Consider the following 24,470-nt stretch of genomic DNA (forward strand, 5'->3'; position numbering starts at 1 on the left):
TGGATAAAGCAATCGATGTTCTCGACGGCAAACCCACCGTCCCTTGAGCGCGCGGCTGCGACGCGGCACGCCCTGACGAGCGGCGGCGGGCGGGGTGGACCCCCGCCCGCCGTCGCCCGACGGTCAGGTGACCGTGATGGTCAGGTTGAGCGAGCGGGTCTCCCCGCTGGTGTAGGTGACCGTCACCCGGGCGGTGAAGGTCCCCTTGCGGGGGTAGCTGTGGGTCGTCGACCGTAGTGTCGCTCCGTGCGTGATGGCGCTGTTGTCGCCGAAGTCCCACGCGTAGTCGGTGATGCTCTGCCCGGACGGCGCCGTCGCCGTGGCGGTGAGCGTGGTGGTCAGCGGTGCGGCGCCGCCGGTCGGGTTGGCGGCCAGGGACAACGTTCCGCCCGGCTCCTGTTTGACCCCGGCGCCGTTGAACCGTAGCCAGTCCAGGGCGAGCAGATCCGGCGTGCCGTTGACCTGGGCGGCGTTGACGAACTTCGCGTACAGGGTGGTCGTGCCGGTGGGCTTGTTGGTCAGCGTGACGGTGGGGGAGACCAGGTTGTCCCAGCCGCCGGTGGAGCCGATGGTGGCCGAGCCGATCAGCGTGCCGGTGGGCGAGCCGGTCCGCAATTCGATGGTGCCGCCGAGCCCGCCGTTGGTCACCCCGAGCGTCACCGAGCCGACGTTGCGCAGGTCGGCCGGCCCGAACGCCACCCAGTCGTTGTGGTCGACCTCGCCGAGCCGTTTGCCGGCGCGGGCGGTGGCCCGGTCGTTGACAGTGACGCCGGACTGGGCGCTGAAGTGCTCGGCCTCCTTGCTCTTGGGCTGCAACTGGACGCGGGTCGAGCCGGTCAGCGCCGGTACGCCACCGGCCGCGCCGCCGTCGGTGTACTGCGCGGTGATCAGGGTGTAGAGGTTCTGCCCCGGCCCGTGGCCGTCACCGGCGTCCGCCTCGGTGGCGAGCAGACCGGAGCAGCCGGTGTAGACGTCCAGCGGGTGGGCGTGCGAGTCGTGGCCGAGTTGCGTCTGCACTGTCACCTTGGCGCAGTCGATGGTGCTCTCCTCCGGGTCGGTGACAGTCACCGTGTAGGGGATCTTGTCCCCGAAGTCGAAGAACCCGCCGTCGGGCACGGTGATGGTCACCGTCGGTCGGGTGTTGCCGACCACCACGTCGGTGACCGCGGTGGCCGTCAACCCGTTGCCGCTGTTGCGCACTGTCAACCGGGCGGTGTGCTTCCCGGCCGTCGAGTAGGTGTGGCTCGGGTTGGCCGCTGTGGAGTCGGTGCTGCCGTCGTTGGTGAAGTCCCAGGCGTAGCTGAGCGCCGACCCGTCACCGGCGGACGACCCGGCCGAGGAGAACGTCACAGCGAGCGGCGTACGTCCGCTGTCCGGGGTGGCGGCGATCTTCGCTGTCGGTGGCCGCCCGTTGGCGACGTAGTCGATCCGGTAGATGCCCGCGCCGGCGTTGCTGCCGCCGCGACCGCTGCCGGTGCCCTCGCCGAAGTCGATGACGTAGAGCGAACCGTCCGGGCCGAACTCCGCCTCGAAGGGCTGGATCCAGCTCATGTTGCCGAAGATTCCGTTGATCGACTGGAGGTCACCGACGGCGGTCGGGCCGAAGCGCGCGTTGCTGAAGGTCTGCGCCGTCTTGTGGATCGACAGCGTCTTGAACCACCTGCGGGTCAGCTCGTAGGTGATCCACTTGCCCTCGAAGTACTCGGGGAACTTCGTGGTGCGGGTGTTGGCCGGGTCGTAGTCGTAGACCGGGCCGCTCATCGGCCCGCCACCGCCGGTGCCCAGCTCGGGGAACTGGGTGGAAGCGGAGTACGCGTACCAAACCAGCGCGGACTTCGCCGCCGGCAGGGTGGTCAGGCCGGTGTTGTTGGGTGAGTTGTTCACCGGTGCGGCGCAGTTGAACTTTGCCCCCGAGGTGCTGGTGGCGAAGTTGTAGTCGTTGAACGGGATGTTGTTGCCCACGCAGTACGGCCATCCGAAGTTGCCGGCGCTGGTGATCCGGTTGAACTCGACAGTCCCCTCCGGACCACGGTTGGGGTCGGCGGCGCGGGCGTCCGGGCCGTAGTCGGCCACCAGCACCGCGTTGGTTTGCGGCTCGACGGTGATCCGGAACGGGTTGCGCATGCCCATCGCGTAGATCTCCGGCCGGGTCCTCGCGGTGCCGGCCGGGAAGAGGTTCCCGCTGGGCACTGTGTACGTACCGTCGGATTGTGGGGTGATCCGCAGGATCTTGCCACGCAGGTCGTTGGTGTTGCCGGCGGTGCCCTGGGCGTCCCAGGCGGCGCGGCCGGCGCGTTCGTCGACGGGCGTGTAACCGCTGGAGGCGAAGGGGTCGGTGTTGTCACCGATCGCCGCGTAGAGCCGTCCGGTGGCGTCCATGGCCAGCGACCCGCCCATGTGCGAGTTGGCCCGGCCCTCACCCCGGTAGGTGGGAATGGTCAGCAGGCGTTTCTCCGAGGAGAGCGCGACGCTGTTGTTGGCGACAGTGAACCGGGACAGGTTCAGCTGTTTGAGGGTCTTGTCCGACCAGAGCAGGTAGATCCAGCCGTTGCTGGCGAAGTTGCGGTCCAGGGTCATCCCGAGCAGCCCGTCGGACTGGTCGGTCATCGCCGAGGTGTACGCGAAGTCCAGCAGCGTGGTGACCTGGAGGGTGTCGGAGTTGACCACCTTCAGCGCGCCGGTGCGCTGGATGTAGTAGACCTTCCGGTCCGGGCCGACGGCCAGCTCGAAGGGGTCAGCCAGGTTCTCGGTGACCAGCCCCATCCGTTCGAAGTTGCTGGTCTTGGTGGCCGAGCAGTCGCCGGCGACCGCGCCGGCCGCCCACTCGATGCCGTAGCGCAGGTGTTCCAGAAATGTCGGGGTGCTGAACTGGGAGCTGGCGTGCCCACCGGCGGTGAACCAGGACCGGCCGCCGTCGTAGCGCTGGCACCAGGAGTACGCGTGGTCGACGCCCTCGTCCAGGCCGTTGATCCCGTCGCGCACCTTGATCTGGGCGAGGGTGTGCACGTTCCCGGTCGGGTTGGTCCGCCAGTTGTACCACTCCTCGCTCTGCTCCCAGAGCTCCGGCAGGTTGCGCGTCGAGGGGTGCGCCCGGTCGAGCACCTTGACTCGGCCGGGGAAGGTGCCGCCGGTGGACGAGAAGTCGGGGTGGTAATCGAAGATCGTGCCGACCAGGCCCTCGTACCACTGCCAGTCGCGTTCGCTGGCCGAGGCGGCGTGCAGGCCGGCCCAACCACCGCCGTTGCGAATGAACGTCTGCAACGCCGCCCGCTGGCTGGCGTTGAGCAGGTCACCCGAGGTCGGGAGCGAGTTGGTGTTGTTGAAGACCAGTGCGTCGAAGGTGGCGAGGTTGGCGTCGGTGAAGGCCGCCGCGTTGGTGGTGGCGACGACCTCGAAGTTGTGGGCGGCACCGAGCTGCTGGATCGCGGCGATGCCCGCCGGGATCGAGTCGTGGTAGAAATTCGTGATCTTGGAGAAGACCAACACCCGGAAGCGCGGGGCGGCCTCGGCGGGCAGGGCGGTGGTGGTGCTCACCACGGTGGCGATGGCGAGCAGGATCAGGCAGAACGCACGGAGGTGTCGGGGCATGGGGGCGCTCCCTGTCGGACGGTGAGGGGTCGGAAAGCGCTTTCTCGCTGCCCGCATCACGGTACTGACAGCCAGTGACGACCGTCAATAGCGTCCTGGTAAGCGGTTTCCCGCCCCCGCGGCGTCCGCGCGTCGGTGGGTCCCACGGGCCCATGGGTACGGCTTAAGATGTCCTCTGGATACGGCCGGTGACGCTACGGATGCGGCGTGTCCCGTCGACCTGGGAGGTCTCGTGACCGTGCCGTCCACGTCGGAATTGCCCGAGGGTCGTGGTGCCGACCGGATCGACACCAGCGTGGTCCACCCGGCCCGCCGCTACAACTACTGGTTGGGCGGCAAGGACAACTTCGCCGTCGACCGGCAGTCCGGCGACCAGATCGCTGCCGTCTACCCAGGGGTACGCACGCTTGCCCGGGAAAACCGGGCCTTCCTCGGCCGAGCGGTCCGGTTCCTCGCCGAGGAGGTCGGCATCCGGCAGTTCCTCGACATCGGCACCGGCATCCCGAGCGCCGACAACACCCACGAGGTGGCCCAGTCGGTCGCCCCCGACTCCCGGGTGGTCTACGTCGACAACGACCCGATGGTGCTGGTCCACGCCCGGGCGCTGCTGACCAGCGACCCGGCCGGCGCCACCGCCTATCTGGATGCCGACCTACGCGACCCCGAGAAGATCCTCGCCGACCCGCAGCTGCACGCCACGCTGGACCTGTCCCAACCGGTGGCCCTGGTGCTGATCGCCGTGACGCACTTCCTCACCGACGACGACCGCCCACACGAGCAGGTCGCCCGCCTCCTCGACGCGCTGCCGTCGGGCAGCTGGCTGGCGCTGACCCACTTCACCACCGACCACATCCCCGCCGAGATCGTCAGGCGGATGGAGGCCGAGTTCACTGCCGGCCGGATGAAGCAGGACGCCGTTCCCCGTGACCGCGCCGAGTTCGCCCGCTTCTTCACCGGCCTGGAGCTGGCCGAACCGGGCATCGCCCCGGTCACCGAGTGGCGGCCGCAGGTGCCACCGGAGCAGCGTCCGCCCCTGGCCGACGCCTCCATCTACGGCGCGGTGGCCCGCAAGCTCTGACCGCCTGGGCCGATCGAGGACGTCGCCGATGTGCGGATGGCCTGCCGAATGGCCTGCGCCGCGCGCAACCGCTCAGGTCGGTGAACGAATGTTTGCTTGGCGGGTGACCGAATACTTGTCGCGCATGTTCGACGGTTTCGAGGACGAGCGGGTCGATGTCGGGGAGGTGGAGCTCCGGGTCCGGCATGCGGGGCGCGGGCCTGCGGTCCTGCTCATTCACGGACATCCGCGGACGGGGTCGACGTGGCATTGGGTCGCGCCGCAGCTGGTTGATCGCGGGTTCACCGTCGTCTGCCCCGACATGCGCGGCTACGGGCAGTCCGGCAAGGCGCAAATTCTCGCTGATCACTCCCAGCAGTCCAAGCGGGTGGTCGCCGCGGACATGGTCCAGCTGATGGATGAACTGGGCCATCCGAGGTTCGCGACGGTCGGGCACGACCGTGGGTCGTACGTGGCGTTGCGCCTGGCGCTGGACCATCCGGATTCGGTCAGTCATCTGGTGGTCATCGACGGCGTGCCCATCAGTGAGGCTCTTGCCCGGTGCGATGCGAAGTTCGCCAGTGACTGGTACCACTGGTTCTTCTTCGCCCAGCCGGACAAGCCGGAGCGGGCCATCGCGGCCGACCCCGATGCCTGGTACGCCAGTAAGGCCCGGCCCGAGAGCATGGGAGCCGAGAACTACCAGGAGTTCCGGCAGGCCATCCACGATGCGGCCACCGTGCGGGCCATGCTGGAGGACTACCGAGCCGGCCTCGGCGTCGACCGGGCGCACGAAGAAGCCGACCGGCGTGACGGCCGCACTGTCCGCTGCCCAACTCTGTTGCTGTGGTCGACCCGGGACGACCTGGAAGACCTGTACGGCGATCCGCTAGCCATCTGGCGCCCGTGGGCTGCCGATCTACGCGGCCAATCGATCGAGTCCGGTCACCATGTCGCCGAGGAGAACCCGGACGCCCTGACCGCGGCGCTGCACCACTTTCTGTCCTGAAACCTCGGACTTTCGCGGTCGGGCAAACGGCTTCGGGTCGAAGCTGATGCCGCCCCGTTCGGCCATCCAAAGCACTCGATTGCCGTAACGCGGTGGTTGGCGCAGGTAGTCAAGGTGGCCTTTCGGAGACCGGACTCACTGTGCACATCCGTCGTCATGGAACGATTATCGCCACGCGCGTCGACAGCGCCAGATGTCATTCTGCGCGTGCGGGTTCCATCGGCCGGGTGAAGAAGCGGACGATGTCCTCCGCCGCGGTAGGGGACAGCATCATCGCCTGGACTCGTGCGGACATCTCGGCGATCGGGTGGATCCTGCTGAACATCGACTCTTCGTACGTCCGAATCGCCGAATTCGGGTCGGCGGGGTTGGCGGCGAGCCGGCTGGCGAGTTCTGCGGCGTCGAGCATGGCCTGGTTCGCGCCCTCGCCGACCGGTGGCATGAGGTGCGCGGCGTCGCCGACGAGGGTGACGCCCGGGCGGCTGGCCCATCGCGTACCGATGGGCATCGTCTCGATCAGGCGTGGCGTCGGCCCGCCGTCGGCGGCCTCGATGAGGGCGGTGAGGCGGGGGTTCCAACTAGCGAACAGATCCAGCAGGGCCTGCTTACTACGGTAGGTGTCGAGGGGCTGGTCCTCCGCGCGCAGCGAGATGCCGACCCGGAGGCTGCCGTCGCCGAGACGTTGCGCTGCCAGGATCTGGTTCACCCCGACACACCACAGGTTCCCCGGGCCGACCAACTCAGCGAGATCGGGATGCCGCTGGTCGACGTCCTCGACGTTCAGCTCCACGAGCGTTGCCACGTAGGACAGTTGAACGTCGACCAGCAGCGACCGGACGACTGAGCGCGCGCCGTCCGCGCCGATGAGGATGTCGCAGCTCGTCCGGTGGCCGTCCTGGAACGTCAGTTCCCAGCCCTCGTCAGGTCGTGGGGTCGCCGCGACAAGCCGGTGCCGCCAGGCAACCGTGTCGTCGGGGAGGGAGTCGAGCAGGAGATCACGCAGTGCGCTCCGGTCGATCTCGGGACGTCCGGAGAACGAGCCGGGTTGCGGCTCGTGGTGCACCAGGGTCCGTCCGGTCGGGTCGAGGATGCGATGTTCCTCGCCGTCCGGCCGCGCCTCAGACCGGAACCGGCCGGCGAGACCCGCCTCGGCCAGGGCCAGCTGCCCGGACTCCGGGTGCAGATCGAGGGCACCGCCCTGGGGCCGCGCGGATCGGCTTGCTTCCCGGTCGTACACCACCGCAGCGATCCCGTGCCGGTGCAGGATCCGTGCCAGCGTCAACCCGCCGAGTCCGCCACCGGCGATCGCAATTCGCGTTCTCACGCCGCTACCGTACACTGTATTGGTGGATACACCGTACGGTAGCGAGCCGCTGCCTGTTTGGGAGCGCCCCGAACCTCAACCGCGGGCGGTGCCGGTGCCGTTGAGCCGCGAGAAGATCGCCGCTACGGCGATCCGGCTTGCCGACGCGCACGGCCTCGACGGGCTGTCACTGCGCAAGATCGCCAAAGAGCTCGGTGTCGGTCCGATGCGGCTCTACGACTATGTCGTCAACAAGTCGGAGCTACTCGATCTGATGGTCGACGTCGTCTATGCCCGGATCGCTGAGGTAGGCCAGCGCTCCGGGTGGCGCGACACTGTGCTGGCCGTCGCCCACGCGACCCGCGCTGCCGCCCTTGACCACGAATGGTTCTCCGACGTGCTCGGCGGGCGGCCACACCTGGGACCACACGCACTCGCCGTGGGCGAAGCGACCGCCTCGGCGCTCAGTGCGGCCCCCGGCGTGCGTGACCTCGACGATCTCCAGCGAGCCGTCGGTGCCCTCAACGCCTTCATCATCGGATCGGTCCGCAGAGAGGTCACCGAACGACGCACCGCGCGTTCCACCGGCACCGATGAAGCCGCCTTCCAGGCCAGCCTCGGCCCCTACCTCACGCGCATGTTGAAAACCGGCAGGTACCCCACAGTTGCCCGGCTCGTCATCGACGGCGCCCACCTCAACGCCGAGGAGACCTTCGACCACAACCTGACCACCATCCTGGACGGCATCACCCGGCGACGCGCAACGTGATTCCGTAGCGCCGGCCGCCAGGAATTCTGGCCGTATCCAGACAACGGCGACGCGATTCCAGACAGGAGACCACGAGTGCACGTGAGCCTGGCGACGAGCGCCGGCAGGGCCGATCGGCCGAACGAGGACTTCGTCGGTGCGGTTCCCGACGCTGTCGTCCTCCTCGACGGTGCCGGCATTCCCGGCGCCGAATCCCTCTGCTTCCACGGAGTCGCCTGGTACACGCACCGCCTCGGCGGCGCGCTGCTCGGTCACCTGTCGCGCGGCGACGGGCGAGATCTCGCCACGATCCTCGCCACCGCCATCGGTGAGATCGCCGCCGAGCACGGCGACACCTGCGACATCGCGGACCCCAGCAGCCCCCAGGCCACCGTCGCGATGGTCCGCGCCCGCCAGGACCGCTTGGACTGGCTCCTGCTCGCGGACTCCTTCCTCCTCCTCGACCAGGCTGACGCCGGCCCGCTGGTGATCACCGATGAACGCGAGACGACTGCCCGGCGCGAATGCTCCGCGCCGCTGGCCGGCATCGCTCAGGGAACACCGGAGTACGACCGGGTGCGAGCCTCCTGCGTCACCGCGCTGCGTGCCCGCCGGAACCAGCCGGGTGGGTACTGGATCGCCAAGGATGACCCGCGCGCGGCGCGGGAAGCGATCAACGGCAGCCGGTCCCTCGCCGACCTGTTCGGTGTCGCGTTGCTCAGCAACGGTGCCAGCCGCATCGTCAACCAGTACGGCCGGACCGACTGGTCGGGCGCGCTGGACCTGCTTCGCGCCAGTGGGCCGGCCGGCGTCATCGCCCACGTCCGGCAGGCCGAGGCAGGGGCCACCGGTGGCGCGGATGCGCACAGCCCGGACGACGCCACAGTGGCGCACTGGACGCACCTGCCGGATTGAGTATCTGCCCGCAGAGTGTCGATGATCCGATAGACGCCTCGATCGACGGGAATTTCCCTGGCAGAGGGGCGCTACTGTTCGGGACGCCCAGGAGGGTGAGGCCGAAACGGCTGTCCGGCCCACCGTGTCCACACTGTACCGATGCAACAATCGCTGCGAAATGGACTGATCAGCGCCTCACCGAAGAGAGCGGGCCAATGCACGGCGACCTGATAGCGCTTGAGTTGAAAGACGAGACGACGTTTGCCGCGCTGGCGATGGAAATCGACTCTGAGGAAGAGGTCTCTCTTCAATCGCTCAAAATCAAGCTCAGCGACGTGGCGGAACAGGTGGCGAAGGTCGCCGAGGAGTTGGTGGAACACGCCCGCAAGGCCGCCCCGACGGAGATCGAGGTCACCATGCGCGTCGGCTTCTCGATCACCAACGGCAAGGCGGTGGCGCTCCTCGTCGATGGAAAGGCCGAAGGAGCTGTGGAGCTGAAGTTGGCCTGGAAGGACCTCGCCGGTTGAGATGGCTGACGTCGAGGCCGGTCGGCATCTGTGGGCGGGGCTTGTCGGCGTTCACCAGGGAGCCGTGAAGCAGACCGGCTTCATGATCGGACCGCGGGCGGTCGCCACGGCCACCCACGGGCTGGACCGCTCCGGGCCGGTGAAGATCCGTCGCATTGGTCGGTCTGCCGACGCCGTCGACGAGCCGGCGACCATCCTGCTGTGGGACAAGCAGCGCGACCTCTGCCTGCTGACCATCGAGGACGCGGACGAGTTCTGGTTCATCCCGGACACCCGTCCCCCTGCTCTTGCCGCCGAGTACGTGGTCGTCAGCTGCGTCGACCGGCGCGCCGAGACGACGCTGGTCGTCAACGAGGGGCTCGTCGAGGACGACGGGATCGCCTGGCTCAAGCTCCGCTCCGGGCAGATCCAGCGGGGCTACAGCGGCGCACCGGTGCTCGACCGCGAGGACGGCCGGCTCGTCGGCATGGTCCGCGTGACACGGGGGCGGCAGACGGATCTGGGCGGACACGCCCTGCTGGGTACCGAGATCGTCCAGATCCGCACCTTGCTGGGCCTGGACACCGACGATCGCCGGATGCAGATCAGGCACGCCGCCAGCGGACTCACCTGGCCTCCGCGCAGCCTGATCCGCGGAGACGCGCCCTCGGAGCTGGTGCAACTCATCGGCAGGGAAGAGGAAATCGCCGCGCTGGACTCGCGCAACGGACCCCGCCACAGGCTCGTCGTCGGTGACGCACTCGCCGGTAAGTCGGCGCTGGCCGGCGTCTGGGTGCGCCTCGCGCACATCCCCGCCGGCGACACGGCGTACGTCGACGCGGCGTTGGCCCCTCCGGTCCCCGCGCAGCATCCCGTGGTGGGGATCGTTCTGCCGGTGCTCGGTGTGCACATCCCGCAGGACCCGTTCGGGAGCCGCTCCGACGAGGAAACGCTGGCGCTGGCCTGCTGGACGATCATGCGCGACCTGCGCGGAGGCCGGCTCGTCATCGACCTCCAGCACCAGGTCGTCGACGCCGCTGCCGACGCGGATCTCGCGGCGCTCATGAAGGCCGCCGAACGGATGAGCGCCACTGTCGTCCTCGTCGGACGGGACCTTGGCGACGATTTGTCCTGCGTCGGCCTCTCCACCGCCGTCAAAGTGGGGCCGATCGGTCGGACGGACGCGGCGACGCTCATTGCACACGCCACCCTCGGCCGAGTGTCCCGGGAGGAGGCCGAGAACGCGCTGGAGCTGATCGACCCGCGGTGCCTTCTCCCCGGAGAGATCCTGGCGGCCTGCCGACAGGACGAGGGCGGCGACGCGATCGACCTCGCCGTCGCCCTGTCGGAGCGATTCGACCTGCCCATCTTCGACCCCACCACAGCGCTCCCGGACGACCCGATCGTGGCCCTCGGCGACCCCGGGCTGACGGCCGCCGGTGTCGGACCCGGCCCAGACGGAGAGGCCTCCCACGACGTGCCGCCGCTCACCGGGGAGGATCTCGAACAGCAGGTGCTGACCTCCGCCCACGACCCGCTCGGCATCCGCGCACCCGCGGCGCCCCGCCGGGAACTGGCGCCCGGCGTGTTCAGCGCCGACGCCATCTGGCTCGACGAATGGCCGGGCACCGCCCCGTTCGTCTTCGAGGTGGACGCGCTGACCTCCGAACAGGGGCTCGCGATGCAGGACATCGCGCATCGCGTGTCCAGCCGATCGATGAGACCCGAATGGGTGGAGTCGCTCTACCGGCAGATTGTCGAGCTCGAGGGCCGGGGGAACGAACGCGGCCCGTCGACGCGGGTTCGCCTGCGGCTCTGGCGCAGCCAGATCCACGCGGGCGATGTGGCCGCCGCCAGCCGCACGTTCACCGAGATCGGCGGGGTGCGCACTGTCAACCGCATCGTCGAAACGGGGAGCCACTTCGAGCAGGTCCAGGACGCCCAGGTGCTCGTGCTGGCGTGGTGGCTGGGGGTAGGCACTGACGATGTCGTCGGCGCCGCGGTCGGGGCATGGATGAGCGCCGTCGTCGACGAGCACCTGTCCGGCCGTGCCGACGTGCGGATCGTGCTGCACGACGTGCTCCGCGCGATCACCGTGCGGCCGCTGCCCTCCCCGGACGGCCTGCGCGCCGTCGGGGAGTGGTGCCTGTCCCAGGTGGAGGACGACAGCTCCTTCCTGGCTGACCCGGGCACCTGGACGATGTACGTCTCGCTGATCGGTCGCGCCGGCGACTTCAGTGGCGACCCGACGCTCACGGAGGTCTTCCTCACCCGGGCGCTACGAGCGCTGACCCTGCACGTGGAGTTGCTCAGAACGCTCGCTCTGGCCGGGGACAGCCGTCCCCTCCTGGCCATCGCGAGGCAGCAGAGGCGGCTCCATCGGCTGGAGCGCAGCCGGCGCACCGGAGAACCCGGGCGTCTACAGCTCGCGCGGGACCTGCTGACGTGGACCGTGGAGAACGCCCCGACCGCCGACGCGTTCCTGAGTCTGCTCGTCGCCGATCCCACACTCAAGGTGACCCGGGAGGGGGACAACGCTGTCGACTCCGACCTGCCCGCGCACCGCTCCGCCGAGAGTCAACTCGCGCCGATCAAGCGCGCCTACCGTAGGTGGCGCAGGAGCCACCCGCAGGTCACTCCGCTCATCGTGGAGATCGAGTACCAGTTGGTGCGTACGGAGTGGGCGATCGCCGGCTCCCTGCTGAGGCAGGCGCGGGTGTCCGACGAGCGCTGGTTGAGCCGACCTATCCCGCACAAGCTGGCCGTGCTCGAACAGCTCGGCGAGGTACGCCGGAAGAGACTCGCCTCCCTGGCGAAACGATGCGGCGACTCCGTCGAAGCGATCGAGCGGGAGGCGCACAACGAGCTGCAGCTCCAGACGGCCCTCGCCATCGTGGCGCACACTCCCATCGACCTCCGCCCGGTCGACGAGATCCTGGCTCGCGGGCGGCGGGCCTTCCCGTCCAGCCCTCGGATGGCACACCTGCTCGCCGCACACCACCGGCACCGGCGGCAGTTCACCACTGCGGCGGCCGCCTACGTCGACGCCTACCGCCTCGCGCTCGGGGATCCGCTGTTGCGCATGCGTGCCGCAGTGGGCGCGTGCGAATCGCTGTCGCAGGCCTACGCGGCGGGGGAGTGCGCCCGAGATGAGCTGGTGGTGGCGGCGGCACGAGCCGAACTCCACGAGTCCACCGACTTCTCCGCGTCGATCGTCTGCGCCCTGGCGCGGCTCGAACTGCACGGCACCCTGTCGGAGGGTTACGGCAAGCTTGCCCACACGATCGCGCGGGTGGGGAGCTTCTCCAGTCTCGCCACCGACATGCGCTCCATCCGGGCCGAGATCGCGACCGCCGTCGGGCCGGAGAGCGCACCGTTGGTCGACAGGTTCCTGCACGACTTCACGGATGTGGGCCTGCTCGTCGCCCTCGGGGCGATGTTCGTCCGCTCCCACACGTTGTCGCCGAGCGCGGGGCTTGAGCGGCTCACGGCCGCGCTCGTCCTGCTGGACGGGGTGCGGATCATGGCGGGAACCGTCTGGAACGTGCCGTCGGTGAACTTCCAGCAGGGCCGCGCGCTGTTGGCCGCCTGCAAGCAGTTGCAGACGCCGAATCCGATCGGTTGGGACAAGGACCGCGAGCGATCCGACCTCGACCTGGCCTACGCGAAGTTCCAGTCCGCCGTCGATCTGTCGGTCGACTCGTTCCGCGAGATCGTGCTCGGCTTCATGCGTGAGACGGGGGAGCTGCGACAGAGGCTCGGTCGCCCGACCCCTCCGGCACCGTGATCGGCGCCGCGATGATCCGGCTGGGCACCACCGGCGCGTCCCGGCCGGTGCCCCGCCGGCTGTCACCGCCGGAGGATTCCTCGTGGTAGTCCTGCTCCACGTTGACCGACCAGACGTCGTGCGTACTCCCGGTGGCGATGTTCTCGGCGGTGAGCATCGCGGTCAGCATCGAGTGGTCCTGGTTGTTGTAGCGGTGCATGCCGTTGCGACCCACCGGGTGCACGTTCGGCACCGCCTCGCTCAGCCAGGCCCGGATCACGTCCACGTTGTGCTGGTAGCGCTCGTCGTACACCGGGTAGGCCTTGGGCATGCGCACGACGTAGCCGGCTTCCACCACGCCCTGTCGAACCAACCCCAACCGCTCCAGCTCCGCGGTGGCGAGGGCCACCAGGTCGGCATCCGGGGTACGCCACATCTCGTCGTCCTCGAACACGAAGTACTCCAGGCCGAGGCAGGTGCGGCCGTCCTTGACGAGGTACGGCGACCAGGAGCCGAAGTTCTGGATCCGGCCCACCAGTACCCCCGGGTCGTGCACGTAGATCCAGTTGTCCGGGAACGAGAACTCCGCCGGCACGACCAGGGCGACCGTCAGGAAGTCGCGGTAGCGCAGGTCGGCGGCGCAGGCCAGCACCTCCGGCGGCGCCGGCGGGTGGAGCGCGGTCACCAGCTCCGAGATCGGCATGGACGAGATCACGTGGTCGGCCGCTTCGGTACGCTGCCCGCCCGCGCCGTTGACAGTCACGCTGATCGCCCGCCGACGGGCCGGGTCGCGGTGCACGGCGGTGACCCAACTGCCGGTGGAGAGCTGCCCGCCCCGCTCGCGGACCTGCTCGGCGCAGCGCTCCCACATCATTCCGGGCCCGTACTTCGGGTACTGGAACTCCTCGATCAGGCTGGTCACGTCGGTACGCCGACGCCGGGGCAGCAGCGCATTGCGGATCGCCGTGCCCAGCGACAGGTTCTTGATCCGCTGCGCCGCCCAGTCGGCCTGCAACCGGTCCGCCGGCATACCCCAGACCTTCTCGGTGTACGTCTTGAAAAAGATCGAGTACAGCCGCCAGCCGAACCGGGCCGACACCCAGCCCTCGAAGTGTGACTGGTCCCGTGGCGGCCGCAGCCGGGCGCGGGCGTATGAGCCGAGGCAGCGGACGGCCTCCGGCAGACCCAGGTTGCGCAGCGCGTTCACGGCGCTGAGCGGGTAGTTGAACAGGGCGCCCCGGTAGAAGATGCGGCTCATCCGGGGTCGGGTCAGGAAGTCCTCGTCCGGCAGGATCTCGTGCCAGAACGCCTCCACCCGGGGCACCTTGGTGAAGAACCGGTGCCCGCCGATGTCGAACCGCCACCCGTCGCGCTCCACTGTCCGGCTGATCCCGCCGACGACCTCGTCGGCCTCGAACACCTGCACCGACCGGCCGTGCCGCAGCAGCTCGTACGCCGCGGTGAGCCCGGCCGGCCCCGCACCGATGACCACCGTGCCGTTCTGCTCGCTCATGCTGACGCGCTCCCTGCTCACCGCCATGGTTGAGGCACGGCGTCTACCCGCTCTGCGCAGAATGTCACACTTAGTGGTAGTCGGTCCCTGCTTCGGCGGGGCGCGCTGCGGCGTACCACGAGAAGAGCGACTCCCTCGCGCGGCCGGCCGACCGGGGGAGCGGGGAGGCGGGGCGGATGGACGGGTGGCGCAGCGGCGCGGCGACGCTGGCCGCCCGGGCGGTCGCGGCCGGCCGCGGCGGAGCGCGCCTGGCCCGCCGGGTGCCGGCGCCCTGGCCGTACGTCATCGGCCTGTTCCTCGGCGCGAAGCTGCTGCTCACAGTGCTCGGGCTCCTGGTCCTGCACGCCTGGGACGGCGTCCCCGGGGCCCCGCCGTCGGATGAGGCGTTGATGTGGGCGCAACAGCGGGAGATCTCCGGGCACCGGTGGATCTCCTTCTGGTTCGCCTGGGACTCGCTGCTGTACCTGCGGCTGAGCGAGCTGCCCCTGAGCGGGCCGTGGCGAGACTTCGGCTTTCCCCTGCTGTACCCCTTCCTGGCCCGGCCCCTCGGCGCGGTGCTCGGCGGCGACAACGCGCTGGCCCTGTTGCTGATCAGCAACGTCGCGTTCCTGCTGGCGCTCTGGTACGGCTACCGGCTGGCGGAACTGCTGCTCGGCGACGCGTACGCGGCCCGCCGGTTCACCCGGTACCTGGTGCTGCTGCCGACAGCGTTCCTGTTCCAGGCCGCGCTAACCGAGTCGCTCTTCGTCTGCCTCGCGTTGGCCACCTTTTACTACGCCGAGCGACACCGGTGGCTGCTGGTCGGCGTGATCGGCTACTTCCTGGCGATGAGTCGTTCCGTCGGCCTGCTCGTGGCGCTGCCGCTGGCCCTGGTGCTGCTCCGCCAGCACGACTGGCGGCTCGGGCCACGCGCCCTGCTCGGCTACCTCCGGATCGGCTGGCCGTTGCTGCTGCTCCCCGCCGGGTGGTTCACCTTCATGGCGTACTGCCGGTGGCGGGGCGGGGACTGGTTCGCCTACCAGCACGCCCAGCAGACCGGATGGGGCATCGAGGTGCAGAACCCCGTACCGGTGCTGCTCAACGGGTTGACCGGGGAGCCGCGTGACGCCGGTCGGGCGTGGTTCGCGGTGGCCGTTTTGGCCGTGCTGGTCGCAGGGTTCCGCCGCCGGGAGCTGGCCTATCTGGTGTACGGGGTCCTCATGGTGCTGGTGCCGCTGTCGATGGGCCCGCCGGTGTACAAGAGTCTGCTGCGCTATCTGCTCGCTGCCTTCCCTGTGGCGCTGGTGCTGGCCCGCTGGGCCCGCCACGCCAGCGTCGACGTGTGGCTGACCGCGACGCTCGCCGTGGTGCAGGGCGTGCTGTTCGTACTCTGGCTCACCTACTGGACCCACATGATCATCTGATTGGCGCTGCCGTCGGCCGGGCAACAGGTACCCGATGACCGAGCCACGGGTACGCCTCGACGACCTGGGCGCCTGGCTGATCAAGGGCAACGCGGACCTGGTCGACCTTGCCGCCCGTTTCGCCAGTTGGCCACTGGTGACGAGCTGGTGCGTGCGTCCCGGCTACCGGGCGCGGTTGATGTGCGCAGGGCAGCCGGTGGTCTTCTGGGCCAGCGGCAGCCGGGGCCGACTGCCGTACGGGGTGTGGGGCGTCGGGCGGGTCACCGGGGCGGCCGAGTCAGGCGCACCGGGGCAGCCGTGGTCGGTGCCGCTGGATCTGCCCATCCTCGCCGAACGGGACCGGGTGTCCCGGCTGCTGTTGCGCGCCGATGACCGGCTCGCCGCCCTGGAGGTGTTCCGTCAGCCGCAGGCCGCCAACCCCTCCTATCTGACAGTGGCCCAGTTCGCCGCCCTGCGGACCCACCTGCCGGCGTGAGCGCGAGGGCTGCCGTGCCCCGACCGAGGTGCCTGTGCGAGCCTGCTACCGACGTTGCAAGCGATGAGTGGAGGCCCGGTGTTCGCCCTGCCGCTGACCGAGGACGTCGAGCTGCGCCCGCTGAACCCGTGGCGCGCCGAGGAGTTCCTCGCCCACCTCGATCGGGCCCGCGAGCACATCCAGCCCTGGGTGTCGCCGTCCTTCGTCGCCACCGACCTGCCGTCGGCCCGTGCGGTGTTGCAGCGGTACGCCGACCTCTGGGCCAGTGACAGCGGTGGCATCTGGGGGCTGTGGTGGCAGGGCACCCTCGTCGGTGGGGTCATGTTCGTGTCGTTCGACCTGACCCGGGGCGTCTGCGAGGTCGGTTGCTGGGTGGAGCCGGCGGCGCAGGGCATAAGTCTGGTCGCCCCGGCGGTGCGTCGCATCGTCGACTGGGCGGTGCGCGAGCGCGGCATCCAGCGGGTGGAGTGGCGTACCAACGCCGACAACACCCGCAGCAAGGCCCTCGCCGACCGGCTCGGCCTGCGCCTCGACGGCACGCTGCGCCAGGTCAGCCCGGGTCCGCACGGTCGGATCGACCTTGAGGTCTGGTCGGTGCTGGCCGACGAGTGGTCTGCCGCGCCACGCACCGTCCACTGACGACAGCGAATAGTTGTCATACCCGCGCGGCACCATGCATCCATGGCCGTCCCCGCGCTCACCCCTCATTCCGACCCGCCGCGTACCGTGCCGCTGCGTGAGGCGCGCACCCGGTTCAGCCAGCTCGTCGCGCTGGCCGAGCTGACCGACGCGGTCACCGTCGTCACCCGCGACGGCGATCCCCGCCCGGTCGCCGCGATCGTCCCCGCCGCAGCCGCCCGCAGCGGCGCCCAGGCCCGCGCCGACGCCGACCGGCTCGCCACGGTCACCGCCGGCTGGGCCCGCCGCCTCGAGGAGCAGCACCGACGCAGCACACAGCGGCACGCCGCCGAGTTGGGCGCGGTCCGCGCGGCGCTGGCCGAGGTGTGGGCCGAGCTGGACAGCCGGGTCGTCCCGGGCAGCGACCCGACGCTGGCCCGGCTGCGCGCCGCACACGCCGACCTGCTCGCCGGCTGACCCGCGTCCGCGCTGGGTTGGCCGCACCAGCCGAGGCGTGCGCCGCGCCGCGTGTGCGGCGGTGTCGTGCCGCGCGGCGTGTCCGGCGGTGCCGGGTCCAGCCGGCGACGGTGTGGCTGACGTCGGGTCAGCCGGTGGCCGGGTACGCGTGGGTCTCGGTCGCCTTGACCGCCACCCAGACCCGCTGGCCAGGGATCAGCCGCAGCTGGGCAGCGGCGGCCGGCGTGACGTCGGCGGCCACCCCGATTGGCCCGTCCAGTTGCACCCGCACGTTGTCACCGTGGCGCTGGACGCCGGCCACGGTGCCCGCCCAGGTGTTCCGTGGGCTGCCCTCCGGCCGGGCCGGGTGCAGAGCCACCGAGGCCGGGCGGAACGCCACGAACGCTTCGCCGTCCAACCGGTCCGCGACAGTGAGGGTCAGCTCCGGCGACACCCGGACTGCGTGCCCGTCGGCGCGACCCCGGTACAAATTCAGCCCGACCAGCCGGGCGACGTAGTCGGTGCGGGGGCGGGCGGTGACGCTCGGTCCGTCGCCCTCCTGCACCACAGTGCCACCCTCGACGATGACCAGTCGGTCGGCCAACGCCAGCGCGTCCAGCGGGTCGTGGGTGACCAGCACCGTCGCGCCCGCATGCGCGGACAGGTGGCGGTGCAGCTCCGCGCGGGTGTCCAGCCGGGTCCGGGCGTCCAGCGCGGCGAGCGGCTCGTCCAGCAGCAGCAGCGACGGCGCCACGGCCAACGCGCGGGCCAGCGCCACCCGCTGCGCCTGACCGCCGGAGAGCTGCCGCGGCCGGCGCTGCGCCTGCGCGTCAAGCCCCACCCGGCCCAGCCAATCCCGGGCCGTGGCGCGGGCGGCCCGCCGGTCGATGCCGTGCCGGCGCGGCCCGAAGGCCACATTGTCCAGCGCGCTGAGGTGCGGAAAGAGCAGGTAGTCCTGGAAGACCACGCCGATCGACCGGCGTTCGGTGGGCACCCAGCCCCCGGTCGCCGGGCGGTCCAGGTCGACCTCGTCGAGGGTGACGTGCCCGTCGGTGAGGGGTTGCAGCCCAGCCAGCGCCCGCAGCGCGGTGGTCTTGCCGGCGCCGTTCGGGCCGAGCAGCGCCACCACCTCGCCCGATGCGACCCGCAGCGGCACGTCGAGCCGGAAGGCGCCCCGGTCGACGACGAGCCGCGCGTCGAGAAGCCGGTCGCTCATGCGGTGGTCATCCAACGGTCCCGCAGCGCCACCAGGATGCCCACCGACACGACGAGCAGCACCAGGCTGAGCACGATCGCGGACTCCAGGTCCGTCTCCAACGCCAGGTAGACGGCGAGCGGCATGGTCTGCGTCCGACCGGGGTAGTTGCCGGCGAAGGTGATGGTGGCACCGAACTCGCCGAGCGCCCGCGCCCAGCAGAGCACCGCCCCGGCGGCCAGACCGGGCGCCACCAGCGGCAGCGTGACGTGGGTGAAGGTGGTCCACCGGCTGGCACCCAACGTCGCCGCGGCCTCCTCGTAGCGGTGGTCGGCGGCACGTAGCGCACCCTCCACGGCGATCACCAGGAACGGCATGGCGACGAACGCCTCGGCCAGCACGACACCCGTGGTCGTGAATGGCAGGGTGATGCCGAACGTGGCGTCGAGCCAGCCGCCGAGCAGGCCACGCCGACCGAAGACCAGCAACAGCGCCACCCCACCGACCACCGGCGGCAGCACCAGCGGCACGGTGACCAGCGCGCGTACCAGCCGACGGCCGGGAAACTCGACCCGGGCCAGCGCCCAGGCCAGCGGCACCCCGAGCAGCAGACAGAGCGCGGTGGCCAGGGTGGCGGTCTGCACCGACAGCCGCAGGGCGGTCAACGCGCCCGGCTCGGTGAGCCGCTCCGGCAGGGTCGTCCACGGCGCCCGGACCAGCATCCCCGCCAACGGCAGGACGAGGAACAGCAACCCCAACCCGGCGGGGATCAGCAGCGCCAGAGGCACCCGCCCCCGCCGTCGAGGCGTGGCCGGACGCCCGAGGGGTGCGCGGTGGTCGTGGACCTGCCTCACGGAGCCTGGAACCCCGCCTCGGCGAGGACCGCCTGCGCCGGCGCCGAACGGACGTACGCGACGAAGGCCCGAGCGCCGTTCGGATTCGGCGCGTCCTTCAACGCGACGATCGGGTAGTCGTTGACCGCCCGTGCCGACTCGGGAAACTCCACGCCGGTCACGTCGGCGCTCGCTGCCCGCGTGTCAGTGCGGTAGACCAGCGCCGCGTCGACCTCGCCGAGCTTCACCTTGGCGAGCGCACCCTTGACGTCCCGCTCCAGGGTGACCGGCGTCAGCGCGACGCCGGCCGCGTCGAGGGCGGTGCGGGCCGCCGCGCCGCAGGGCACCTGACTGGCGCAGAGCGCCACCTTCACACCCGGTCTGGTCAGGTCGGCCAGGCCGACCACTGCCTTCGGGTTGCCCCGGGGCACCGCGATCACCAGCTGGTTGCGGGCGAAGACGCTCGGCGTGCCGTCGGCGTCGCCGGCCTCGATGACAGTGGTCATGTTCGCGGGGGCGGCTGAGGCGAACACATCCGCGGGCGCGCCCTGGGTGATCTGGTTGGCCAGGGCGGAACTGCCGGCGACGTTGAGGGTCACGCGACTGCCCGGGTTGGCTGCCTCGAAGTCCTTCCCGACGCGGGTGAACGACTCGGTCAGCGAGGCGGCCGCGAACACGGTCACCAGGCCCGTCACCCGCCCGTCCCCACCGCTGCCGGTTGCCTGGTCGTCGCCCGCGCCGCAGCCGGCCACCGCCAAGCCGGCCGCCACCAGTACGGCCACCGCCGCACGCCTGCTCCGCGCGTTCATCCGGCCGACCGTCCCCGCGTTCATCCGGCCGACCGCCCCCGCGTTCGTCCGCCCGACTGTCCCCGCGTTCATCCGGCCGACCGCCCTCGCGCCGGGGTGGGTGCGGCCCGTTCCACCACGACGGTGGTCGACTTGATCACCGCAACAGCCACCGAACCGACCCGCAGGTCGAGCTCGTCGACGGCCTCCCGGCTCATCAGCGACACGACCCGGAACGGGCCCGCCTGGATGTCCACCTGCGCCATCACCGTGTCCTTACGGACGTCGACGACGATGCCGCGCAACCGGTTGCGGGCCGAGGAGAACTCGGCACCCGCGTCCGGGTCGGCGGCCTGAGCGCGAGCGAACGCCGCCAGGTCGACGCCGTCGACGACCCGGTGGCCGTGCTCGTCGCGCCCGGCCGTCAGGCGCCCGGCGTCCACCCAGCGGCGAATGGTGTCGGCGCTGACGCCGAGCAGGTCGGCGGCCTCCCCGATCCGATATGTCGTCACCCGCTCACCTTAACTCCCGCATTTGCGAGCGCGAAAGCCCTACATGGGCAGCAACCGCGTGGAAAAGAGGGTGCCAAGGCCGGCAGCTGCGCCTTCCCGCGCTGCTTCCGGGTGTCTGCGGCCCGCTCCGACGCGCCCGCAAGATCGTGCTCGAACCGGGAAGTAGTGGTGTCGGTGTATCGATGAGGCCACTACATCCAGGTTCGAGCAGATCTTGGCGCGGGGCGCGGGGCGCGGGGCGCGGGGTGCCCCACACACCGCTCCCGGTTGGTCGGGCACGGTGTCCGTCGTCAAGATCCGCGCAATATCAGGGATGTTGCTGCCTCTCCCACGTCGGCGGCAGCAACATCCGGGAAGTTGCGCGGATGTTGGGGCGGCGGGCGAGCTCGCGCGAGTCCGCCCGCCGCGACGGTCAGCAGTTGCGGAGTTCGGGGGACTGGTTGAGCAGTTGGCCACGGGTCGACACGAAGCGGCGGTAGCGCTCGCTGTCCACGGCCGAAGGGCGGAACGCGGCGACGCGGTGGCAGTTCTGGAAGGCCAGGCGTACGCCGAAGTGCCGCTCCAGGCCGGCGCGGATCGCGTCGCTCGCCAGCGCGCGGAGCAGTTGACCCCGGTCGGCGTCGGTGGGCGGCGGGATGACGTTGTCGGCCAGGTCGGCGTCGCCGGCCTCCAGTTCGGCGACCACTCGGCTGACGGTGGCCCAGGCGTACGGCAGCGAGTCACGGACGCAGGCGATGAACGCCTCGTCGTCGATGGGGCCGCGTTCGGCGGCGTCGAGCAGGGCGGGCGGGACGGTGAGTGACATGGTTCTCCTCCGCTTCAGCTAATGATTACCGTTTTCAACAACGGCGTCGACTGAGCAGACCATGTCCCTTGGACGACGTCAACGATGTCCCGGCGCGCCACGCCGCGACCCACATGCACGGCACACCCGACAGAGAGCCCGCGAAGAAAGAGAGCCCGCGAAGAAAGAGAGCCCGCTGAGAGCGCGTGCGGACGAAGGCGCGGCGGCGTCAGGGTCGGCGGGGGTGGCCCTTGAGGTGCCGGCCCAACTCGCGGGCGATCTCCCGGTTGGCGTCGCGCTCGGCCAGCGTCTGCCGCTTGTCGTAGGAGCGCTTGCCCTTGGCCAGGGCCAATTCGACCTTGGCGAAGCCGTTCTCGAAGTACATCGACAGCGGGACGAGGGTCACCCCGCCCTCGCGGACCTTGTCCAGGATCCGGTCGATCTCGGCGCGGTGCAGCAGCAGCTTGCGGTTGCGGCGCGGGGCGTGGTTGGTCCACGTGCCGTAGGTGTACTCGGCGATGTGCAGGCCGTACAGCACGATCTCGCCGTCGCGCTCGTGCGCGAACGCGTCCACCAGCGAGGCCCGCCCCTCGCGTAGTGACTTCACCTCGGTGCCGACCAGCACGATGCCCGCCTCGTACGTGCGCAGCACCGTGTACTCGTGCTGTGCCTTCTTGTTCGAGGCGATCAACCGGCGGGCGGGTGGCTTGGACGGGGTCACCAGGCGACGATATCCGGCCGCCGGAGCAGTCGTACCGACCGGCTCAGTCGCGTGCCGGGTGCGCGGGGCGCAGTCGCGCGGTCAGGTCCCGTACCGCGTCCCCGAACGCCTCCTGCGACTCACACGGCCAGTGTCCGAGGATCGGTGGGGGAACGCTGTCGCTGGGCGCCGGCACCACGTCCTGCGGGTCGGTCAACCGCCGGTCCACGGTCGCCGACGGACCGGTCAGCGTCTCGGCATCCCCGGGGCGGTGGGAGGCGAAGATCCAGCCGCCGATCGGGTCGGTGTCGCGCCACAGGTTGATCCAGCGCCAGCCGATCCTTTCGCCGATCTCCCGCAGCGCCGGCTCGTCGGCGTACGCCGGGAACAGCCGCGAGTACAGCCGGCCCAGCGGTGACCCGTAGGTCAGCAGGGCGACCCGTTCGGTGATCCGGGTGGGCAGTTGCAGAACCGTCGCGGCAAGCAGCACCGAGCCGTGGCTGTGCCCGGCCAGCAGCACACCCTGCCCCTGTTCCACCAGGTAGGTGATCCGCTTGGCCAACTCCGGCACGGCCCGCTCGGCGTAGCAGGGCGGCGCGAACGGGTGCGCCGCCCGGGGCCAGAAGGTGCCCAGATCCCAGAGCACCCCCACGTACCGACGGAACTGCGCCGTCCGGTACGCGAAGATACCGCCCACCACCAGACCGAGCAGGATCGCGGCGATCACGTAGCTACCCGACCCGATCAGAAAGTTGACCATGCCTTCCGGCACTCCGAGGTAGCGCTGCGCCACGTCGCCGGGTAGGAGCTGGAGCAGGCCGAGCACGCTGGTGGCCAGTCCGAGCGCCGCCAGGCCGGCGTACACCACGGAGAGTGGTTCCAACCGTTCGGTGAAGCGGGCCCGGGCCACCGCCTGCTCGACCCGCCGTAGCCGGGCCGCCGCCCGCGGCGGCGCGTCCGGGAAGTCGGCGGCCACGATCGCCCGCGCGGCCCGCCGCCGCCCGCGCCGGGTCAGCCTGGTGACGAGGCCGGCCACCAGCAGCGCGGTCACCACGGCCAGGAAAAACCCGAAGATCGCCCATTTGTACGCGAGGGGAGGGCTGGTCTCCAGGCCGTCCGCTGTTGTCCCCTCGCGATCGAGCAGGTCCGCCACCCGGTAGACCAACTCGGCCGAGAACGCCACGGCGAGCCCGGCCGAGATCGTCATGAAGACCGGCGCTCCCAACGCGCGTAGGGGTGACCTGCTCCGCCCGTCGCCCCGCCGCCAGATCACCAGCACGGCGAGCACGGCCACCAGCACGGTCTGGCTGACGAACAACCAGGCCACTATCGCGCCGTAACCGGGCAGCGCACCACCTTGCGGCCACGGCGCCGGGCTGATGACGACGTGCACGATCACCAGCATCGTCAGACCGCAGGCGATGGTGCGCAGCCCGCGGAAGACGCCGTCCACCCGGGGCAACGGGTCGGTGCGGTCGATGCTCGGCACCAGGCTGACCAGGACCAGGCAGCTCAGCAGCACCGCCCCGGTGGCCGTCAGCAGGATCGCCATCACCCACGATCGGTGCTGGCTGGCTCGCGCGGCCAGCAGGCTGCCGCTCAGCGTGGCGAACGCCGCTGCGACGTGGACCGAGCGCAGCCGACCCACCAGCGGCTCGCCGTCCCACTGCCCGACGGCGCTCAACTGGTGTTTCGACGTCGGGGTCGACGGCGTCCGGAACGCGTCGAACGAATGGCCCGGGCGAGCGCCCAACCACCAGACGAGCCCGATGGCGGCGACCGGCACGAGCGCCAGCACACCCAGGCGCAGCCCGGTCGGGCGCCCGCCGAGCCAGGACAACCAGCTCCGGCCGGCCAGACACGACGGTGTGTCCATGCAGCGCCACGCGATCAGGTCCAGCGCCACCCCGACGATGGAGAGCACGTACAGCACTGTGAGAGTGAGGGCGAGCGCCCGGCACAGCGCCATGAAGCCGCGCTTCGAGACGGTGTTCGCCGGGCGCATCCAGAGCGCCACGTTGCAGAGCATGAACGGCAGCAGGAAGACCAGCGACAGCGTCCGCACGGCCGTACCTGACGGCAGGTCACTCCAGCGGTACGCCTCCAGCGTCACCCCGTCCGTTCCGGTGGAGTCCGGGTAGCCGGGGCGCGGTCGGTAGAAACCCCCGCTGCGGTCCCCGGCGACCTGGTGCACGTGCGGCCGGTCCAACACCTGGTCCGCGCCCGCGCCGGAGACACCGTGCACCCGCAGCTCCACGATCCCGCCCGACGTCGTCGGTCCGGTCGGTGTCGCGTCCGCCATGGGCCCCCCGAGGTGTG

General features: G+C 70.5%; 20 protein-coding genes. 10 read left to right on the plus strand and 10 right to left on the minus strand.

All coding sequences use genetic code 11. The features are described from left to right. Positions 1-123: 123 nt before the first annotated feature. Positions 124-3,588 (minus strand): ThuA domain-containing protein, encoded by a 3,465-nt coding sequence (locus ACLJOK_RS09095; RefSeq protein ID WP_410817561.1) that lies wholly within the window; start codon positions 3,586-3,588, stop codon positions 124-126. 232 nt (positions 3,589-3,820) lie between these two features. Here ACLJOK_RS09095 and ACLJOK_RS09100 point away from each other — a divergent pair, with 232 nt between their 5' ends. Beyond that, on the plus strand, positions 3,821-4,666 hold the full coding sequence (locus tag ACLJOK_RS09100) for an SAM-dependent methyltransferase (protein WP_410817563.1): 846 nt from the start codon (positions 3,821-3,823) through the stop codon (positions 4,664-4,666). Between the two features lie 103 nt (positions 4,667-4,769). Further along, positions 4,770-5,654, plus strand: a complete 885-nt coding sequence (locus tag ACLJOK_RS09105; protein WP_410817565.1) for an alpha/beta fold hydrolase — start codon at positions 4,770-4,772, stop codon at positions 5,652-5,654. Between the two features lie 196 nt (positions 5,655-5,850). Here the strand turns inward: ACLJOK_RS09105 and ACLJOK_RS09110 are convergent, their stop codons facing one another. Further along, a complete protein-coding gene (locus ACLJOK_RS09110; RefSeq protein WP_410817567.1) occupies positions 5,851-6,978 on the minus strand; it encodes an FAD-dependent oxidoreductase in 1,128 nt (375 codons plus the stop codon). Between the two features lie 22 nt (positions 6,979-7,000). Here ACLJOK_RS09110 and ACLJOK_RS09115 point away from each other — a divergent pair, with 22 nt between their 5' ends. The 4 genes from ACLJOK_RS09115 (at position 7,001) to ACLJOK_RS09130 (ending at position 12,895) form a co-directional block, all read left to right on the plus strand. Next, the gene (locus ACLJOK_RS09115; protein ID WP_410817568.1) at positions 7,001-7,726 is read left to right on the plus strand and encodes a TetR/AcrR family transcriptional regulator; all 726 of its coding nucleotides are present in this window, start codon (positions 7,001-7,003) and stop codon (positions 7,724-7,726) included. Between the two features lie 75 nt (positions 7,727-7,801). Further along, positions 7,802-8,620 (plus strand): hypothetical protein, encoded by an 819-nt coding sequence (locus ACLJOK_RS09120; protein ID WP_410817570.1) that lies wholly within the window; start codon positions 7,802-7,804, stop codon positions 8,618-8,620. 197 nt (positions 8,621-8,817) lie between these two features. Beyond that, a complete protein-coding gene (locus ACLJOK_RS09125) occupies positions 8,818-9,129 on the plus strand; it encodes a CU044_2847 family protein (protein ID WP_410817571.1) in 312 nt (103 codons plus the stop codon). Position 9,130: 1 nt separating this feature from the next. Further along, positions 9,131-12,895 (plus strand): serine protease, encoded by a 3,765-nt coding sequence (locus ACLJOK_RS09130; protein ID WP_410817572.1) that lies wholly within the window; start codon positions 9,131-9,133, stop codon positions 12,893-12,895. Here the strand turns inward: ACLJOK_RS09130 and ACLJOK_RS09135 are convergent. Next, the gene (locus ACLJOK_RS09135) at positions 12,834-14,387 is read right to left on the minus strand and encodes an NAD(P)/FAD-dependent oxidoreductase (RefSeq protein ID WP_410817574.1); all 1,554 of its coding nucleotides are present in this window, start codon (positions 14,385-14,387) and stop codon (positions 12,834-12,836) included. The genes ACLJOK_RS09130 and ACLJOK_RS09135 overlap by 62 nt on opposite strands. Before the next feature lie 176 nt (positions 14,388-14,563). Here ACLJOK_RS09135 and ACLJOK_RS09140 point away from each other — a divergent pair, with 176 nt between their 5' ends. From ACLJOK_RS09140 to ACLJOK_RS09155, 4 genes are all read left to right on the plus strand, one after another. After that, positions 14,564-15,790 (plus strand): hypothetical protein, encoded by a 1,227-nt coding sequence (locus ACLJOK_RS09140; RefSeq protein ID WP_410817576.1) that lies wholly within the window; start codon positions 14,564-14,566, stop codon positions 15,788-15,790. 34 nt (positions 15,791-15,824) lie between these two features. After that, complete coding sequence (locus ACLJOK_RS09145; RefSeq protein WP_410817578.1) at positions 15,825-16,265, plus strand: hypothetical protein; 441 nt, start codon at positions 15,825-15,827, stop codon at positions 16,263-16,265. Positions 16,266-16,343: 78 nt separating this feature from the next. Then, positions 16,344-16,904 (plus strand): GNAT family N-acetyltransferase, encoded by a 561-nt coding sequence (locus tag ACLJOK_RS09150; protein WP_410819295.1) that lies wholly within the window; start codon positions 16,344-16,346, stop codon positions 16,902-16,904. 42 nt (positions 16,905-16,946) lie between these two features. Then, complete coding sequence (locus tag ACLJOK_RS09155) at positions 16,947-17,360, plus strand: type II toxin-antitoxin system Phd/YefM family antitoxin (protein ID WP_354942842.1); 414 nt, start codon at positions 16,947-16,949, stop codon at positions 17,358-17,360. A 127-nt stretch (positions 17,361-17,487) separates the two neighbouring features. On the opposite strand, the gene ACLJOK_RS09160 is transcribed toward ACLJOK_RS09155, so the two are convergent. The 7 genes from ACLJOK_RS09160 to ACLJOK_RS09190 form a co-directional block, all read right to left on the minus strand. Next, a complete protein-coding gene (locus ACLJOK_RS09160; RefSeq protein ID WP_410817579.1) occupies positions 17,488-18,555 on the minus strand; it encodes an ABC transporter ATP-binding protein in 1,068 nt (355 codons plus the stop codon). Further along, positions 18,552-19,388 carry an ABC transporter permease gene (locus ACLJOK_RS09165; RefSeq protein WP_410817581.1) on the minus strand — a complete coding sequence of 279 codons (837 nt, stop codon included), beginning with the start codon at positions 19,386-19,388 and terminating at the stop codon, positions 18,552-18,554. The genes ACLJOK_RS09160 and ACLJOK_RS09165 overlap by 4 nt, the downstream gene beginning before the upstream one ends. Continuing rightward, positions 19,385-20,176: a molybdate ABC transporter substrate-binding protein gene (gene modA / locus ACLJOK_RS09170; RefSeq protein ID WP_410817583.1), complete on the minus strand. Its 792-nt coding sequence runs from the start codon at positions 20,174-20,176 to the stop codon at positions 19,385-19,387. Before modA ends, ACLJOK_RS09165 begins: the two co-directional genes overlap by 4 nt. Positions 20,177-20,244: 68 nt before the next feature. Beyond that, positions 20,245-20,667, minus strand: coding sequence for a TOBE domain-containing protein (locus ACLJOK_RS09175; protein WP_410817584.1), 423 nt, complete (start codon positions 20,665-20,667; stop codon positions 20,245-20,247). A 412-nt stretch (positions 20,668-21,079) separates the two neighbouring features. Continuing rightward, positions 21,080-21,472: an SCO5389 family protein gene (locus ACLJOK_RS09180; RefSeq protein ID WP_410817586.1), complete on the minus strand. Its 393-nt coding sequence runs from the start codon at positions 21,470-21,472 to the stop codon at positions 21,080-21,082. A 208-nt stretch (positions 21,473-21,680) separates the two neighbouring features. Next, the gene (gene smpB, locus ACLJOK_RS09185) at positions 21,681-22,172 is read right to left on the minus strand and encodes an SsrA-binding protein SmpB (protein WP_410817588.1); all 492 of its coding nucleotides are present in this window, start codon (positions 22,170-22,172) and stop codon (positions 21,681-21,683) included. Positions 22,173-22,215: 43 nt separating this feature from the next. Beyond that, on the minus strand, positions 22,216-24,453 hold the full coding sequence (locus ACLJOK_RS09190) for a hypothetical protein (protein WP_410817589.1): 2,238 nt from the start codon (positions 24,451-24,453) through the stop codon (positions 22,216-22,218). Between the last annotated feature and the right edge of the window lie 17 nt (positions 24,454-24,470).

Origin of the sequence: Micromonospora sp. 050-3 (assembly GCF_046549335.1) — a bacterium.
In the GTDB taxonomy this organism is placed as follows: domain Bacteria; phylum Actinomycetota; class Actinomycetes; order Mycobacteriales; family Micromonosporaceae; genus Micromonospora; species Micromonospora trifolii.